The sequence below is a fragment of the Pseudomonas sp. St290 genome (assembly GCF_018325805.1).
GTDB lineage: Bacteria > Pseudomonadota > Gammaproteobacteria > Pseudomonadales > Pseudomonadaceae > Aquipseudomonas > Aquipseudomonas bijieensis.
In genome coordinates, this window is the sequence record NZ_AP014703.1 from 3,340,111 (window position 1) to 3,355,107 (window position 14,997).

12 protein-coding genes are annotated in these 14,997 nt (G+C 52.8%); 5 read left to right on the top strand and 7 right to left on the bottom strand.

The window, feature by feature from the left end:
• Positions 1–60: 60 nt before the first annotated feature.
• The 4 genes from PBDP_RS14730 (at position 61) to PBDP_RS14745 (ending at position 3,918) form a co-directional block, all read left to right on the top strand.
• Positions 61–684, top strand: coding sequence for a cytochrome b/b6 domain-containing protein (locus PBDP_RS14730; protein WP_212802452.1), 624 nt, complete (start codon positions 61–63; stop codon positions 682–684).
• Positions 677–1,447, top strand: a complete 771-nt coding sequence (locus PBDP_RS14735; protein ID WP_109755475.1) for a molybdopterin-dependent oxidoreductase — start codon at positions 677–679, stop codon at positions 1,445–1,447. Before PBDP_RS14730 ends, PBDP_RS14735 begins: the two co-directional genes overlap by 8 nt.
• A 1,136-nt stretch (positions 1,448–2,583) precedes the next feature.
• A complete protein-coding gene (locus PBDP_RS14740) occupies positions 2,584–2,976 on the top strand; it encodes a RidA family protein (protein WP_109755476.1) in 393 nt (130 codons plus the stop codon).
• 711 nt (positions 2,977–3,687) lie between these two features.
• Positions 3,688–3,918 carry a hypothetical protein gene (locus PBDP_RS14745; RefSeq protein WP_146206877.1) on the top strand — a complete coding sequence of 77 codons (231 nt, stop codon included), beginning with the start codon at positions 3,688–3,690 and terminating at the stop codon, positions 3,916–3,918.
• A 92-nt stretch (positions 3,919–4,010) separates the two neighbouring features.
• On the opposite strand, the gene PBDP_RS14750 is transcribed toward PBDP_RS14745, so the two are convergent.
• The 4 genes from PBDP_RS14750 to PBDP_RS14765 form a co-directional block, all read right to left on the bottom strand.
• A complete protein-coding gene (locus PBDP_RS14750; protein WP_109755457.1) occupies positions 4,011–6,128 on the bottom strand; it encodes an AAA family ATPase in 2,118 nt (705 codons plus the stop codon).
• A gap of 3 nt (positions 6,129–6,131) precedes the next feature.
• Entirely contained in the window at positions 6,132–6,575 is a 444-nt protein-coding gene (locus PBDP_RS14755; RefSeq protein WP_109755458.1) for a hypothetical protein, read from the bottom strand.
• Between the two features lie 2 nt (positions 6,576–6,577).
• On the bottom strand, positions 6,578–7,438 hold the full coding sequence (locus PBDP_RS14760) for a hypothetical protein (protein WP_109755459.1): 861 nt from the start codon (positions 7,436–7,438) through the stop codon (positions 6,578–6,580).
• Between the two features lie 472 nt (positions 7,439–7,910).
• Positions 7,911–9,290, bottom strand: a complete 1,380-nt coding sequence (locus PBDP_RS14765; protein WP_109755460.1) for a DUF6035 family protein — start codon at positions 9,288–9,290, stop codon at positions 7,911–7,913.
• Positions 9,291–10,621: 1,331 nt separating this feature from the next.
• Here PBDP_RS14765 and PBDP_RS14770 point away from each other — a divergent pair.
• A complete protein-coding gene (locus tag PBDP_RS14770; RefSeq protein ID WP_109754020.1) occupies positions 10,622–11,911 on the top strand; it encodes an ABC transporter substrate-binding protein in 1,290 nt (429 codons plus the stop codon).
• 24 nt (positions 11,912–11,935) lie between these two features.
• On the opposite strand, the gene PBDP_RS14775 is transcribed toward PBDP_RS14770, so the two are convergent.
• The 3 genes from PBDP_RS14775 to PBDP_RS14785 all read right to left on the bottom strand — a co-directional run bounded on the left by PBDP_RS14775 (position 11,936) and on the right by PBDP_RS14785 (position 14,997).
• Positions 11,936–13,309 carry a sensor histidine kinase gene (locus tag PBDP_RS14775; protein WP_109754021.1) on the bottom strand — a complete coding sequence of 458 codons (1,374 nt, stop codon included), beginning with the start codon at positions 13,307–13,309 and terminating at the stop codon, positions 11,936–11,938.
• Positions 13,278–13,964 (bottom strand): response regulator transcription factor, encoded by a 687-nt coding sequence (locus tag PBDP_RS14780; RefSeq protein ID WP_109754022.1) that lies wholly within the window; start codon positions 13,962–13,964, stop codon positions 13,278–13,280. The genes PBDP_RS14775 and PBDP_RS14780 overlap by 32 nt, the downstream gene beginning before the upstream one ends.
• 328 nt (positions 13,965–14,292) lie before the next feature.
• Complete coding sequence (locus PBDP_RS14785) at positions 14,293–14,997, bottom strand: helix-turn-helix transcriptional regulator (protein ID WP_109754023.1); 705 nt, start codon at positions 14,995–14,997, stop codon at positions 14,293–14,295.

Here is a 14,997-nt window from a genome sequence, read left to right on the forward strand (position 1 = left end):
GGCAGGGGCGCTGTCGTCTGGCAACGCTCCGCTACATGGATGGCTTCCAAGGGGAAACACGTGAGACAGAAAAAGCTTCATCCCTGGCCGGTTCGCCTTACCCACTGGCTCAACGCCGTTTGTATGGTCTGCATGTTCATGAGCGGTTGGGCCATTTACAACGCCTCGCCGCTGTTCGGCTTCAGGTTTCCGGCAGCGGTGACCGTGGGCGGTTGGTTGGGCGGGGCGCTGGCCTGGCATTTCGCATTCATGTGGCTGCTGCTGATCAACGGCTCAATTTATCTGCTGTACGGGTTCGCCAGTCGGCATTTCAAACGTGAGTTGCTGCCCATCGGGCTAGCCGCGTTGAAGCATGATTTGACGGACGCTTTGCGCTTACGGCTGGTGCATGAAAAGGGCGTCTATAACGCGGTGCAGCGTCTGATGTACTGGATGGTGCTGGCGGCAGGCGCACTCGTCGTGATCTCGGGCGTGGCGATCTGGAAACCCATTCAACTGCAAGAGTTGGTCGCGCTGCTGGGCGGCTATGACGTTGCTCGTTATGTACATTTCGGGGCGATGGCGATGATTGCTGCATTCGTCGTGATTCATCTGGCCTTGGTGATTTTGGTACCGAAAACCCTGCTGCCAATGATTACGGGTGGAGTGCGGTCTCTTGATACCGGGGAAAATGGCCATGACTGAACCCAGAAAAAAAACTCTTCAGCGCGTCAGGCTTGAACCTGTGCAACAGCTTGAACTTGAGAACATTCAGCGCCGCCATTTTCTTCGTGCCGGCTTGACCGTGGGCGCGATGTCGATGCTGACCGGTTGCAACCTGCAGGACGGCGATCAGGTCGACAAGGTCCTTTGGGCCATGTCGCGCTGGAACGATCGGGTCCAGGCCTGGCTGTTCAGCGGACGGAAACTGGCGCCAACCTTCACAAGGGCGCAGATCACCACGCCATTTCCGTTCAACGCATTCTATGGTCAGGACGACATCCCAGAGGTGGACTTGGCAAGTTACTCGCTCGCCGTCTCCGGCCGGATCAGGGACAAGGCCCCCTGGACACTCGAAAGCTTACGCAAACTGCCGCAACGTAGCGATATCACCCGTTTGATCTGTGTTGAAGGCTGGAGCGCCATAGGGCAATGGGGAGGAGTACCGCTCAAAACCTTCCTGGAACACATCGGGGCCGACACCACAGCGAAGTTTGTCGGTTTCAAATGTGCTGATCGTTATTACTCCAGTCTGGACATGCCAACTGCCTTGCACCCACAAACACTGCTGGCGCTGGATTACGCTGACGTCGCGTTGCCGCCCGAATACGGCTACCCGCTCAGGGTTCGAGTACCCACCAAGTTAGGCTTCAAAAACCCCAAGCATGTTGTCGAGATTTTCGTGAGCAACGACAACCCGGGCGGGTATTGGGAAGACCAGGGATACAACTGGTTCAGTGGGATCTGATGAGGCAAAAAACCTAAACAATAGACATTCGATGCAGAAACCGCTCCTGACGCTTACGGCCGAATCAGTTTTCTCTTGGATGCGCGTTAACTCCCCATCTCACCCGCGCTACTAGCCACTCTTGCCCCCATGGGGCAGGCAGGTCGAGGTAGCGCCGTTCCGTTCTGGTAGTGCATAGCAACGCCAGGAGCATCGGAGTGAGTGATGACATCAGCTCTGGTATGAGGTGCTCTTATGACCGGTATTTCTGCGGTACCGCCAGCTCCAACCGTGTTGCCTACTTCAGAAAGCAAAATGCGAGTTCCTACCGATGGAGCCGATTTCCGCTCCCACTTGCAGGCTCAGTCCAGGTCACATGTGCAGCAGCCGGATACAACAAGCGCACAGGTGTTATCTGACTCGACCATGAACGTGTCACGCCGACCGGAGATGGAGGCAATGCTTCAAATGTTGGCATGGCGCAAGCGTACGCAGAGCGCTCCGAGCAAACCAGGTCGCACAGTGCCAGGTACGCGAGCCGGTGGCCTGGATACTACGGGCTTCAACTTCCCCGTTCGAGGCGTTTTGGCTACCAGTGGAGTTATCCAACAGAGCTGCCTAAATGAGGAGGGTAGGCCGCTCTACTTGAAGTCTTTTGATGACCGGGCCGTGTGTACTTCTGGTGACGAAGAAAGCGAACTCTCCTCTGACGTTATCTGCGGAGGGGGGCTGAATGCATTCGCAATTGCAGTGGCTCTGTCCGCGATAACCCTCACCTGGATACCGATTGAGATTGTTCGAGCGCCACTACGATCGCCCAATATTCGGATTTTGCGCCGTCGCAAACCCTCTTCAGCCGAGAGCCATCTTTTCGACCAGTCAGATTCAGAGGAAAGGGGGGAAACAGACGGCTCTCGATAGCTCTTTCGCCACAGGCTAGGATTTCTACGGGGAATGCAGCTGCGGCGATTTCGGTGGGCCTTTGATTATCCTACCCATCGAAGGAAGCAGGAGGCTGGTTGAACTGTTCAGATTCCACGTAAGCGTCCGCCTAATACCTGCCGGATTTGATTGATTAATGAGGAGTGACCCGAGTGGACGCCGCTCTGGCGCCTGGGTCAGCTTTCGTATCCGTTTATATTTTGGGCCCCACAACCATGACTGATCGTCAGATTATTGTTCCAGATAGCATGAGATTGCTCTACGAGCATGCTGGTTATGCACCAGCTGTAAAGGTAGGAAAAACTCTTTATTGCGCTGGTCAGGTAGGCCGGACGCCGGAATTATCAGTTATCGAAGACCCCGAGCAGCAGTTTTTGGCAGCATGGGACAATCTTCGGCTTGTCTTGAAAGCCGGTGGCTGCGAATTTGAAGATGTCGTCGAAATGACAACTTATCACGTCGATATGCACCGCCATATGCCCATTTTTAGACGCGTGAAAGATGAAGTCTTTCCCAGGGGCACTTGTGCATGGACATGCATAGGTGTCGGTGAACTGGCTCGCCCCGGCCTGCTCGTGGAGATCAAGTGCATCGCCGTAGCGCGGTAATTTTTCTGATGGGCACCTGGATATACAAAGCTTGGATGTGTGTCCATCTATGCCTCAGTCGATCTGAAATTTTACTCGCCCGCTGCGTCGGCAGGAGCGTGAGAACGTTCTTGCGTGGTTGTGAACCGCAGCGGGTGAGGTTTTGAGGAGAGGGCTGCTGGACCTCAGGCTGGGGGCAGCCTTTTCAAACCATCCAAATCATGTCCTCAGATGTGCCCCCAATGTAGCAATCCACTGGAAGTGAATGGCGCTCCATGGTTTGTGGAAAGGCTGAAATGCTCAGATAAACAGCCCGTCCGACGAAACCTAGAGACTGTCAGGCTCGCCAAAAAATATTTTGACATAGCTCTAGGACGGTGGTTTCAGGTCAAAAATATTTGATCTTGCCCCCAGCGATGCCCCAAGTCGCCGACGGTACACGAGTAGTCATCCTTCCTGAGCCGCCCCGCATGCGCCGTCAATCAAACACGCTGAGAATCGATTTGCCGGAAGCGCTTCGCGAGGAAGGGGCGTACCTGGATGCCCTGATGCAAAGTCCTGCTAGGCCATCGGTGTCGTTGCAGACGATCACCTGCCGCTGTCGCCTTGGCCACCCCGGCAGACTAGGCGACACGGTTTGTCGCCCGACGCTGGAAGATGGGCTCAAACGCCACCGAGCACACGGAAGGGGACCTTGCTTGTTTCTCCAATGGCCCTCGTGGGCGTACCCGGATGATTGCTAATAGTAATGGTAAGGTCGGCCTCACGGCATCACTTTGGGCTCAACTGGCTTTCCTGCTCGCGCTGTTGTTCCTGTCGCTCAGCTTTATCGCGCTGCACATGGGGGATCGTTGTGCTGATCGGTTTCATTTACATAATCACGAAGCTGACGTACTCCTTCCAAAAGTTCTGAAGAACAGCTTTTTGAGGACGCATCTCGCAAGCCACGGCTTCGGTGCCTGACTGGGTTTTCAGCAACTCCTAGGTGTTTGTAGGCCGGCTGCTCTTGGCATAATGGCCCACGTATGCCAAGAGCAGGGCTGAATCAGTGACGGCTAGTCATCGCCTACCGGTGTGGTGTCTCCGTCGGGCACGATGGCTTTTTTCCCCAGCTTGATGAGTTTGAACGTCACATCTGCGGTGGCTTCAAGGTAGGCGGGTTCGCTGTCATCGAACGACGCAGCCACGATACTTTGTAACCCCTCCAACTTGTTAAGGCATTTGAACAGGGCTCGCTGGCTCTTTGTGGCCATGGAGTGCTGCCCGGGCTCATCAAACAGCAGGAAGCCAGGGTGATTGCCCTTGACGGTTTCATGTGCAGACGTTTCATAAATTGAAAGGATGTAACTCCATATCAGACGGACAAAATCGCTCGCACTGGATTCGGATGCTATGTTGGTGCTGTCGCGTGATGTGCTGCGAGTAGATGCCTTTTTGAGTTCGCTAAACTTGCTGTTTTGAATCTCTCTCAGCTCGATTTTTTCAAGCTCCGGAAGCAGGTTGTCAATGTTGAACTTGACGTCCTTCACTGGGGCACTCTGGTAGTCAAATTCGCCCACATAAGATCTGAAGAATTTTTCAAACAGATCGTACTTTTTCAAGTCGTCATCGGTATATATGTCGCTTGGTAGTTCTGCTCGGGCTTCTTGGTTGGTAGCGAACTGTTCAGCGATATCTCCCAGCTGGATAAGGTGTTCATCAATGCGCCGTGAGAACTTTCCGATATCTTCAAGATTGATTTCGATCTGAAGCTGGAGGCGCATGTTTGCCTTGGAGACAACGGATGTCGTTGTCAGGTCAGATCTCAGAGCACGAAGCCTGCTCTTCGAGTCGGAAATTTGTTTTGTAAAGTTTTCATTTGCAACTGCCACCTCCCGCATCGAACGTTCAATCGCAGCATTGTCACGCTCAAGCATAATAATTTGCGACTTGAGGTAGTTAATGTTCGTTTCGATGTCCATGTGCGGCACTTGCTCGGACAGGTCTATAAGGGATTTACCCACGCTCTGATAGCATGCCGGACAAACGTTCTTCGAAATATTGAGATCGAGCGAGGCACCGTACTTGACCAGCTTATGAGTGGCCTCGTTCTTGATCAGCTCATCTTCCGCTTGCTTGATATGCTGAAGGTTTGCATTTTTTGAGGCCCGGTGGAGTGTGAGGTCTCCAAGCGACGACTCATAAGCCACGGTCAACCGCTGCAGGTGCTCAGTTTCGGCATCGATAGCGCGGAGTGTTTCCGCAGGAGTCGTATCCTTCCACGCCGTTTCGTCCTTTTGAAGTTTGGTCAGGGTTTGCAGTTGCGCGCGTTTGTGTTCGCCCAGAGCCACGTTGTTACCGTTGGCCATCACCTTGAAAAGTTGGACGCTACGGGGGTCAAACTCTGTGACCGGAGACTTGGGAAGGTGAGCCACCTTCACAAGATTTTTGAGGGCGTCGCTATGAATGGATTTGGTAATGTCGGCCCAAAGGTTGTGAAGCGTCAGGGCTTCGACATCGAGCCTGGCTTTCTCAGTCTCCAGTTCGAAGACATTGGTACCGACCAGGTAGTCAACGACCTTTATGCGCGCATCCCGAATGCCGAAGTAGGGCAGGTTGGCAATGTAGTCTGTCCAGCCCCGTTTCTGCTCGATGGCCATCGCTGCAAAGACGTATTGCAGGTACAGCTTTCTTGGGTTGCCATTCTTGTCTGGAACCGACGGAAGATTAAGCCCAAGGAATTTTTCAAGGTAGGTGTAGTACCCATCATTGTAGATAGCGCTGCCGGAGTCATGAAGAAACAGAAACCGCCCCTCAGCAGTCTGGCCTTCAGTGAGGCCGGCACATTCCTGCACCTCGATGAGGCGAGTGTCGAAGCCCTCATCTTTAATTTTGCGCGTTACCGTGATGGTCTTTCCAAGGGACTCCATTTCCATGGTGACCCAGGAGCGGATGATATTGCAGCGCAGGCCATCATTGTCGACATAATCCTTTAGTACGTAAGTAAGCGCTTTGTCGTTTTGGGCCCCGAAAATCTGCTCCATGCCGAGCGCATAAAGAATGCTCTGCACAATGGTACTTTTGCCCGCAGAGTTCCGACCACGAATAATGTTGAGGTTCCGATTGAAAAATGCGAGAAAGCCGTAGGGGCCGTCGTCTGTTTCGATAAAGATTCTGATGCCTTTGATGAACACGTTTTAGTCCCATTCCTTGGATACGGTCTTGACCATATCTTCCGTAATCTTTCTACCGATGGCGATGAGTGCAGCCTTTTCGTCTGTCATCACAGTGCCGTCAGACATTATCTTCTTGACCAACTCCCGCCCCTTGTCCGTGAGCATGAAACCGGTTTTGGTGGGCTCGATCAGTTGGTCGCCGCAGGCCAGCTGCAGGGCAATCGAGAGTGCTGGGTCAAACCCCCATATTGGCAACGTGATTTCACCCAACTCTGCTGCCAAAATCATGGTGTTCACGTGGCGCTGTTCTTTGATCGCCCAATTCATCAAGTGGAGCTTCACTAAGCTGCACTTTCCTTTATAGCCCGTTCTGTCGAGTATGAGTAAGGCTTGGCATATCTTGTACATCGGCCTGAGGTCGACAAGTACTGGCATTGGACGTGATGTGAATTTTAAGGTGGCCATTTTTACCGGAAGTCCATTCGGCAGACAGCGAGCCAGCGTGCCACGGTTCTCTTGACGATGTCGTCCGCCATGGTCGCATCAATATTTAATAGCTTGTCATCCTTGAGGTGTTGCGTGAGGCTCGTTCGTACCGTGCTGACCAGATTGTCAGGGTTGCCGGTGAGCTCATAACTCATTTCTTCAACTCTCTCCTCAAGTCCGTGCAATGTCCGAGCGACTTGCCAGTAGGTATGTGGGTGGGAGTTGTACAGCTGGTGGAAGAATGGATCATGATCCAAAAAAGCACGTCGAGTCAGTTTGAGTAGCCCCTCGAAAGCAGATTCACCTTTATCCCCTGCGCGCAACTTGGTTTTGCGCTCTAGATTGCCTTCGTAGTCTGTCTTTTCGTCGTTCAGTTCCGGGATCTTCGGTGTTTCGCGGGCGATCGTGATTGGCGCACCTTCAATTTGGCGCACCTCATTGATCTCGTTCATGTAGTAGCCCGCGTCGTGCACATAAACGGTGAATTCTTCGTGCAAGTGCGGCAGGCCCCAGTCGCGAACCTCGTTTTGCTTTTTGACCGCGTGCACGATGAGATCTTTGTTAATGACGTCAGGTGTAATGAGATACCAGTTTTTTATTCTTGTTTCGCCGAGTATCGATTGAAGGCCGGTTGCATAATTTCTCAAGCTGTTCAGGTCGCTTGTTATTTTTGTGCGCTGATGAGCATAGAGCTCTTTGCGCTCATAGTGAAAGTCTGGGCAGTAGCATTGAAACGCATGACCGGTTTCTCGGGTAAATCCCTCAATGCCGAAATCACCACCTGAGGCCGGAACATGCTGATAACCCTCAGCAGCATACTTTTTTTTAAGAACCAGTTGCATCAGTGCTTCCCAACTCGGCCCGTTAAATGCCCCAATCGATGTGTTAATCAAAACTCGACCGCCCCGCCTATTACCGGTTAATCCATTCCGAGATTGAGCTGTCGCGCGCCGTCCCGGTGTCGCTAAATTGCACTCGACGCTATCAAAATGCTGGCACAGCGTCTAGCATGTGCTCGATTTAGCAGATTATTGATACTGTTCATAAATACAGCTATTGTCGTGCGATGAACTGAAGGATGTCGCGGGCAGCTGCAACACCGTTACTGATGCCAGGCCGGTTTGCACTTTACGCATGTCAACGAACGGACTGCTATGACTGATTACGTTTGCCGCGAATGTGTGGGTATTCGTGGCGGAGGTGAGGTGATCAGCATCTAAGCCCGCGCGCTTTTCTAAGGCGACTCTCATGTGGAGAGTAAACGCGCCAATGAGCTACTAGGCGTGAAAGGCCAGGGGTGAGCCAAGCCTTTTCTCACCAATGTCTCTCAGCCGCAAGTTCTTCCTTGATCTCAGGCACCAAGAACGCAAACAACCGATTGTATTTGAGGTCTTGGCGGTATGCCGGATCTTTGCTTCGCAGAGCTTCTCGAATGATTTTGCGGCGTTTTTCCCACGTCTTTTTCGTGTCCTGGGAGGCCAACGACTCTGCTTGGTGGAAAGCTTCCAGTGTCCAGCCGAAAGGCAACAAGTAGGCTTTGTAGTAGTCGAATGCGGTGTTCGTCACATTGATTAGGCGGGGCAGGCGGTAGCCAATGGGGCGACCATATCTTGCGCTGAGAACAATGGATACTGCGCCATGAAATCGGCCCTCATGAAATGAGCGAGGCAGCAAAATCTGAGGCATTGCGAGAGTCATACGTTCTCGCAACTCGCTCCAGGCCAAGTCAGCCTCGGGCTCCTCGCTGGTACCGTGCTCTAGCCAAAAGTCGTGGAATTCTTGGCAAAGTCGGGCAGGAGCGATCGTTTCCTCCAGCTCTTTTCGGTGAGTCACATAGTCGTAGAAATAGACCAGTTGCTGTTCCGTATCGACAGTTAGCTGATCAAGAAATACCTCTTCTTCATGCCATTCGTTGAAGATCATCCGACCTTTGAGATGTGGAACCGCGTACCAGCAGGTCAGCGCCATACGTTTTGCTTCTCGGGAGCGCTCCAACGTTCGCTCATTCACAACGAAGACGTTCAGGTTATTGAGGTAGAAAATATCCTGTTCAGCGGTACGGTTTTCTTGGGGGTTGAAGCCCTCGAAAACCCATACGATGGCACCACCGTTGACCCGGTAGAACTCTCTTCTGCCTACGATCTCCGTAAGAAAGGTAGTGGACAGCTGGACTTCAAACGCAAACCGCTGCTGCTTTCGGTAAACTTGAACATCAGGCTTGCGCCATCTTGCCCGGTCAGCGATGGGCATCCCACGCCATACCTTTTCAACCTCCGGTTCGGAGCAGGCCGAATCGGCATATAAGCTGTCCCTGATAATGCCTTTGAGTCGCAGGTGAGCCGCGCTTTCTTTCGCAGCGTTGTATTTCATCCGATTAATCTGATCAGCGCTGAATGCCCCCTTAGTCGATATCGGGCAGCCCCTGGTGCCTTCTTCATCCGGATGGTGACGGAAGTGAAACCGCCGCTGTTGCGTAAGCACGAGCATCACCGCACCGCCGCAAATCCTGCATACCAGCCATGGCTGATTTGGGTCGCGAGCGTAGCGGCCGGCGAGTTCGTTCCTGTCCTGTATTACGACCACCAAATCGCGCCTCAGGAACCTGTCTACATCCAGAGGCTCCCCGTTATCGAGATTTAGGATTTCGTTTAGCAGCATTTGATCCGTAGGCTGGGCTACGTCATAGGTGAACATCGATCACTCCCTGATTGGTCTTGCATCCTGGTCTGATGGGTAAAACGCACCATTCCTATTGAAAGGTCGCTGGGCCACTATGGTGCTATCGGACCCATTGAGTCAAAACCTCAGCCGGCAAGTCTGCTACCAGGAGGCCTTGCATTGACTTAGGTGGGACTCACGGGAAGAAAGTGGCTCGCCGTCCGGCAACTCAGGTACCCGATCCCGGCCATAAGAACGGGAAGGTAACTTCACCATACCCTTACACCCGTTCCTCATTGATCGTGTTGGTCTCCGCATTTCACCTTTGGGCCATGCCGCTATGTTCGGGAGGGGGGAGGGCCGTATCGCGTGCCTGCACCGGGCTGGCAGTATTTCAGAAGTGCCAGAAGAAGTAACCGACAAGCTGATGTGATCGGATAGCGCTCGGCGGCGATTTGGGAACAGCTGCATGCGACTCTTTCTAGGAGTGCGCTGTTGAGCCTCAGGCTGGGGGCATCCTTTTCAAACCATCCAAATCATGTCCTCAGATGTGCCCCAAATGTAGCAATCCATTGGAAGTGAATGGAGCTCCATGGTTTGTGGAAAGGCAAAAATGATCAGATAAACAGCCTATCCGACGACGCCTAAAGACTCTCAGGGTCGCCAAAAAACATTTTGACTTGGCTCTAGAGTGGTGTTGTCAGCTCGAAAAAATCTCGCGATGCCCCCACATTTGCCCCCAGCCATATGCGATGCCCGAGCAATTACGTGCCTGCCCCCCGGCAGTGATCCAGCCACCGCGACTGGATACCTTTGCCGTAAAGTGAACGGTGTGTGAGGCATGTTCTTAAGCGACGCATTCAGCTTCGCTGTCTAAGCTGAGGCTTATCGGAAGTCAGGGTAGGGTGACTACCCCAGCACGAAGCAATGATCGACGCATTGGAAAGACAAGATCGGGATTCGCTCGTTAGCTTGTCCAAAGCTCACATCCAGCCTGCGAAGAACCTTTATCTCGAAATGCACGTCCGACAATGATCCCGCGACAAATCGGCTAGGCTGAGTCGAACCACATTCATATACGCCCCTCCGAGTCGCGCTGAGGGCGCTCTTTAAATTCCCGCGCAGGCTGATGATTGTATCGAAGCCTGTAGCTGGAACGCTCGACACTTTTGGCTTTTGATAAAGAACTCTCAATGAGAGTTGTCTAGAGCACATGCTCCGTAAGTATCTGGTAAGGCGCCTCGTCCTAAAGTTGCATCTCATCCCAACCGAGGTCACCGCGAGTACCTCGTCAAGTTGATGAAATTCAGCTCACTCCTCACCTCTCCGGTCGGAAGTGACACGCTTCGGCTTAAAAAGGAAGGCTAATGTCCAAACTACTCTTGTTGTTTTCACTTGCGCTAGTTGTAACGGGTTGCGCGAACATCCCAAGAAGCGAAATGTCGGAGTCTGTGTTTTCTTCGCTGGATTGTCCTGCAATCGTCAATCAATTAGATCAGGCACGCGCTACACGTGAGAATGCAGTTCAAGCGAAGCGCGGTTCTTGGAAGGTCATCATTCCCATCGCTATTGGCGTGCGTTACTTCAACGCAGCAAGTGTAGAGAATGAGGCTGATAAAAGGGTAGCTCTGCTGGTTGAGGAGCAACGGGCAAAGAGATGCACTCAGGTCTCTGATTTAACCAAAAATGCGCTACCTGCAGGAGATCGAAAAATGACCCCAATATCCGTTGTGTCGTTTCCATCTCCTCATGATTGGCCTATTTGGGTAGCCCAAGAACTCGGCTATTTTAGCCGCAGCGGAATAACCGTTTCACTGACCCCAACCCCGGATTCGAAATTTCAGCTTGCCGGACTCATTGAAGGAGATTTCGACATCGCGATGACTGGCATCGACAATGTTATTGCCTATACAGAAGGGCAAGGTGAAGCCCGTACGCAGCGGAACCCGGATTTATTCGCCTTCATGGGCGCCAGCAACAAAGGCTTCCTCCGGCTAGTGACCTCGCCGGAGATAAAAAAATACGCCGACCTCAAAGGTAAACAACTCTCAGTGGATGCTCAAACCACAGGCTACTCATTCGTGCTCCGTGAGTTACTGAAGGAGGGCGGTCTAGGGGCGGCGGATGTCGAGTTTGTCAGCGTGGGTGGGTTGCGTCAGCGTTACCAAACGTTAGTTGAGAATAAATATGCTGGCACGCTTCTTATCTCGCCATTACATGCGGCCGCTCAACAAAAGGGCTTCAATGTTCTTGCCAATGTGGAAGATGTACTGGGTCACTATCAAGCATCGGTCGGTGCCGCGCGCCGCGATTGGGCGAAACACAATCACGTTGAGTTAGTCGGCTACATTCGTGCGTATATGCAGGCTATCGAGTGGCTCCGTAACCCAACAAACAAGGCTGAAGCAATAGCGATCCTGAGTAAAAATATGCCGAACTTATCAGAAACCATGGTCGGCCAAACTTATGAAATGCTGTTGGTCCAGCAAGACGGACTTGATCCACGTGCTAAATTAGATATTTCGGGAATTGAGACTGTTCTCGCATTACGCAGTGAGTATGGAAAACCGCAAAAGACTCTAAGTTATTCTGGAAAGTACTACGATCTACAGTATCACGCAGAGGCAACTGAATCGCTGAGGTACCCGGAAAGCTGATCCGGCCTCCTTCGATCTAGCTGATCAGCTTTCCGATCGACACAAGCAAAAGATCAGGCCAGGCTCCGCTCTTCGGGCAGAAAGTGTCCATCGGTGCGCCCGCGCGATCTCTTGGCAAATAGTCAGGCCTAATCCGGCGCCATGGTCGCGTCGATGAGAGCCGCGCCAGAAACGAGCAAATACCTGCGATAGCTGCTCTGGCCCCACACCAGCGCCCCAATCACGTACAGTCAGGGAGTTTTCATCAAGCGTTACATGGACTTCAGTGCCCCGCGGGGCATGCTGGATAGCATTCTCAAGCAGGTTTTTCAGTAGCGTAAAAAGGGCGCTGCGGTCGGCCTGCCATAAGCACAGCGCAGCAGTACTGTTTACCAGAATGAGGCGGACGCCCGCTGCGTCGGCCATTCGTCGCAGATAAAAGATGGCTTCGTTTGCAACGTCCAGGGTATTAACGGCTGCAAGGCTGTAATTTTGTACCTCACTGGCTTCGGCCAAAAGCAACAGTTGTTGAACCTGCCGCGTCATGTGGGCGACATCGCTGAGTAGTGAACTGCGACCTTCGCTCTGCTCCATCAATTCGATTTGTGCGCGTATCAGTGCCAGCGGCGTTTTCAGTTCGTGTGCAGCTGTTGCCAGAAAATCCTGTTGTACACGGTACCCATGCTCTAAGCGCTCAAGCGTATGGTTAAAGCTGGCCACCAGCGGTGCAATTTCGGATGGCACAGTTTTTACCGCTAATCTGGAATGCAGAGACCGAGGGGAAATTGCGGCCGCAGACTCCGATACCTCACGTAAAGGTTTAAGCGTGTAGCCCAGCGTAACGTATGCGCAGCCGCCGAATACAAAAAGCAATACCAGGCTGAAGAGGACAATGCCAGCCCCCATGAACGGCCAGGCGAACCCGACATGGAGCAGCTCCATCAACCTCTTACTGGCCGCAAACTGCAAGTACCAGGTTCTGCCGTCATGCTCGACAGAGGACGTTGCAGCGTACATCAACAGGCCTTCACGCTCGAAGTTGAATGCTCCGCTCTCTGATCGGGTAATTACTATGTTAGAAGGCCAGAATTTATCCTCAGTGGACGTCAATCTGACATTCGCAGCGGAATCCAGCACTCGATAGCCGATTTCCTGGCCCAGGCTTTTATAGCTCCAGATTCGATTATCCTGGCTGCTATCGAATCCGATAGGCGTGCCAGCACTATCAAACTGAAGTTTGTTCGCCAACTCATGGCTACGCTCGGCCACATCCGCGGTCAGAAAAACATCGCTTTCTGAAACGATTAGAGCGAGTGCCGCTGACGCGATCAGGAGGATACTCAGCAGCACCCCAGCGACGTAGGCAAGCAGCATTTTAAAGCTAATACTATGGCGCCACATCGCATTGGCGTAACGCATATCCAAAACCTCGCAAATTAACAATTCGTTGAGGGCAGCCGATGGATATTAGTTTGCGGCGAATTCGATGGAGCGCCACATCCAGAGCATTCGGTGTCACTGCGTCACCTAGCCCCCATGCGGCAGCCTCAATTGCATTACGACGGACGAGCTCTCCCGGCTTGCGAAGTAACAGCAACATGATCTGCATTTCCGCAGGCGCCAGGGCGATGCTTGCATCGGCATTGCACATCATGCCGGTATCAGGTTGCACACTGAGTTCGCCATGGGAAGGCGCTAAGGGGCGGTGTTCGGCAGGTCGACGCAGAAGTGCCCGCACTCGAGCCACCATTTCGTCCATCGCGAATGGCTTGGGTAGATAATCATCGGCGCCAGCGTCCAGCCCCTCAACCCGGTCGTGCAGCGCATCTCTTGCCGTCAGGACAAGGCAGGGAAGCCCCATTCCCGCGTCACGCAAGCGCCGCAGCAAAATCAGCCCATCCCCGTCCGGCAAACCTCGATCAAGTACCAGCGCCTGATAAGGAACCTGCTGGAGGGCCGCCCACGCATTATCGACGCGGCTAATGACATCAACGGCAATTCCAGAGGTCGTTAAGCCTTTGCAAATAAGATGTGCCAAGCGCTCGTGGTCTTCGACCAAAAGAATACGACTCATAGGAACAGGCACATATAGCCGACCCGCGAATTGATTTTCGCAGAACGGTCCGGAACGGGCAGGCTTTTCAATAGAGCGCACAGGCTAGACATCTTAACGTTACTCAATGCGAAACAATGATCAAATGGGCAGTTGGCTACAGTGAATGGAGACTTACGAATCGCCAAGCTGCAAACTCCGCTATCCTCCGCTGCTTCATCTTACTGGCCGCTTACTGACTCATCCGGAAACTGCGCTCTGTGCGACCTTTGTGGCGTATCGGTGCCCTATCCGAACCTAACCCAGCGCAAAAATGCCTGGCAACATCCGACGTCTTTTATTCCTCCGATCAGCACACCTCGCCAGAGCCGTTACAAGGCAAGACCTCATGAGCCCGCCATTCCTTAATAAGCTGGCGCCGGTTACGACTGTAGCGCTCGGCAAGCACTTCCAGTTTTGCAATGTCATCCATAGCAATCACGCGGAACCGATTGTCCGCTTCACACCACGCCGACAGGAAGCGCTTTGCGTCTATGAAGCCCAGCATGATCGGCCAGATAATTTGTTTATCTGCAGGTGCGTGGGATATCGACAAGGTGATAAGCAGTTTGCGCTGATCACGCAATGCGAATCGGACTTCACTCAGGTCGATTGAAGTGGAAAGGTTGGAGTGGGCGCCCACGTAGAACGTTTCGTCGTCAAAGGTGTGACGCATATCCAGAGGCAACACGGCATTGATTTTGGCCAACGCATTCTTTACTGCGAGGGCAAATTTATCGTCTGTCTGACGACTGACCCACTGGGCACCGACTACAAGCGCCTGTATTTCTTCTTCTGTAAATGCAAGCGGGGGTAACAGAAAACCAGGTTTCAAAATATAACCTAAGCCAGGCTCGCCCTCGATGTCGGCGCCCATCCCCTGCAAGGTCACCACATCGCGACGTATGGTGCGTAATGAAACGCCCAACTCCCGCGCAAGTGTCTGGCCCGACACCGTTCTACGATGTCGGCGCAGCACTTGCATTAGCTCAAACAAACGGTGACTCCTGGCCAT

Coding starts and splice junctions, on each gene's coding strand:
- PBDP_RS14760 (WP_109755459.1), bottom strand. CDS start 7,438: ATGCAACTGGTTCTTAAAAAAAAGTATGCTGCTGAGGGTTATCAGCAT.
- PBDP_RS14775 (WP_109754021.1), bottom strand. CDS start 13,309: ATGCGTTACGCCAATGCGATGTGGCGCCATAGTATTAGCTTTAAAATG.
- PBDP_RS14770 (WP_109754020.1), top strand. CDS start 10,622: ATGTCCAAACTACTCTTGTTGTTTTCACTTGCGCTAGTTGTAACGGGT.
- PBDP_RS14765 (WP_109755460.1), bottom strand. CDS start 9,290: ATGTTCACCTATGACGTAGCCCAGCCTACGGATCAAATGCTGCTAAAC.
- PBDP_RS14740 (WP_109755476.1), top strand. CDS start 2,584: ATGACTGATCGTCAGATTATTGTTCCAGATAGCATGAGATTGCTCTAC.
- PBDP_RS14755 (WP_109755458.1), bottom strand. CDS start 6,575: ATGGCCACCTTAAAATTCACATCACGTCCAATGCCAGTACTTGTCGAC.
- PBDP_RS14745 (WP_146206877.1), top strand. CDS start 3,688: ATGATTGCTAATAGTAATGGTAAGGTCGGCCTCACGGCATCACTTTGG.
- PBDP_RS14785 (WP_109754023.1), bottom strand. CDS start 14,997: ATGGCCAGGAGTCACCGTTTGTTTGAGCTAATGCAAGTGCTGCGCCGA.
- PBDP_RS14780 (WP_109754022.1), bottom strand. CDS start 13,964: ATGAGTCGTATTCTTTTGGTCGAAGACCACGAGCGCTTGGCACATCTT.
- PBDP_RS14735 (WP_109755475.1), top strand. CDS start 677: ATGACTGAACCCAGAAAAAAAACTCTTCAGCGCGTCAGGCTTGAACCT.